The sequence below is a fragment of the Eggerthella sp. genome (assembly GCF_048329335.1).
Taxonomy (GTDB): Bacteria; Actinomycetota; Coriobacteriia; order Coriobacteriales; family Eggerthellaceae; genus Eggerthella; species Eggerthella lenta.
Map to the genome: position 1 here is coordinate 1 of NZ_DBFEGU010000465.1, position 1,665 is coordinate 1,665.

General features: G+C 61.9%; 3 protein-coding genes. All 3 read left to right on the forward strand.

Features of this window, described 5'->3' with window-relative positions:
• The coding region (locus tag ACMO6A_RS14315) for a hypothetical protein (RefSeq protein ID WP_418471459.1) at positions 1–311 on the forward strand (311 nt) is incomplete at its 5' end.
• Between the two features lie 93 nt (positions 312–404).
• On the forward strand, positions 405–992 hold the full coding sequence (locus ACMO6A_RS14320; RefSeq protein ID WP_418471460.1) for a hypothetical protein: 588 nt from the start codon (positions 405–407) through the stop codon (positions 990–992).
• Between the two features lie 21 nt (positions 993–1,013).
• Positions 1,014–1,665: phage major capsid protein (locus ACMO6A_RS14325; protein WP_418471461.1), on the forward strand; the 652-nt coding region annotated here is incomplete at its 3' end.

Genomic DNA, 1,665 nt, shown 5'->3' on the forward strand with positions numbered 1-1,665 from the left:
CACGCGTACGAGATCATCAAACCGAAGAAGGCGATGCGACGATGAAAACAAGACGCGAACTGGACAAGGCCGCCGACGAATTCGCCAAGCATCACGGCGTCATATTGCACGAGCCCGAAGGAATCTACGGCGGACTGGCACTCTACTACTACACCTGGCCGGGAATGGCAAAAGGCGGATGCTACGGTCCGCCGGCATACATCCTCGTCAACGTCGAAACCGGCGAAGCGCAGTGGGAAGCCAACACGGACCTCGACAAGTACATCTCCAACGAGGTCCGCAGAAACCTCAAGCCAATGCCGGAAGCCTAAAAGCCGAACATCACATCTTTAGCCCATCGGGAAGCCCCGACGGGCTTTTTTCATGCCCGCAGGACGGGCGGCAACAAAAGGAAGGAGCCCACAGTGGCAGACGACAACCAGCAGGACAGCAACGTCCAGAACGAACCCGACGGCGCCCAACAGTCCGAACCGGACGCGAACAACACGGAAGGACAGACGGACGGCCAGCAGGAGCCGCAAGCCCCATGGGAACGCGAAGGACAACAGTTCGACCCAGCCACCGCATGGAAACTCATCCAGAACCTCCGCGAGGAAAACGGCACCCTCAAACACAAGAACGGCGAACTCGCCGACAAGAACCGCGCATACGAGGACGCCAAACTCACCGAAACGGAGAAAACCCAACGAGACCTCGACGAAGCCAACCAGAAGATCGCACGCCTCGAAGCCGACAACGCCTGGAGCCGCGCGCTCGCCGCTCACCCGCGGTTGACGGCCGAAGACCGTGAACTGGTGGGAGAGGGGACCCCGGAGCAAATCGAGGCGAGGGCGGCGAAGCTCGCCGCGCGATACGCCGCGCAGGCCACGGCGCAGCAGAAGCCGGATCTTCATAATCCGGCGAACCGGGCGAAGCCCACGGGAGGAATGGACCCGACCAAGCCGTCGCGTCCGTCCGACTGGATGCGCGACGCCTTCGACAACAACGACTGACCGCCATACAAGGAGCAGACAATGGCAGACAATTTCAATTCCAGCATCCAGCGCAACGACCTCGGACAGGCCCTCATCCCCGACGAGATCAGCCAGGAGATCATCCAGACCATGCCGGAGAAGAGCGTCATGCTCACCCGCGCGAAGCGTATGAGGATGAGTACCAAGAAGAAGACCCAGCCGGTCCTCGCCACCCTTCCGGAAGCGTACTGGGTGTCCGAAGGCGGACTCAAGGAGACCACCAAGAGCGGTTGGGAGGACGTGAACATCACCGCCGAGGAACTCGCGGTACTCGTCCCGATTCCGGACTCAGTACGTGAGGACGCGTCCATCAACCTGTTCGAGACCATGAAGCCGCTGATCGCCGAGGCGTTCGGCAAGAAGATCGACCAGGCCGCCATCTTCGGCGTGGACAAGCCGTCCACGTGGGGCAATGCCATCCTCGCCGGCGCGAAGACCGCCAAGAACACCATCGCCCAGGGCACCGGCAAGGACCTCGCCGCCGACGTGGCGTCCCTCGGCAAGACCCTCGCGAAGGAAGGCTACGCGATTAACGGCTTCGCCAGCAAGCCCGGCCTCAACTGGGAGCTGACCGAACTGCGCGACGCGAACAACCGTCCCATCTACACGCCGAACCTGACCGACAAGCAGCCGGCCAACCTGTACGGATACC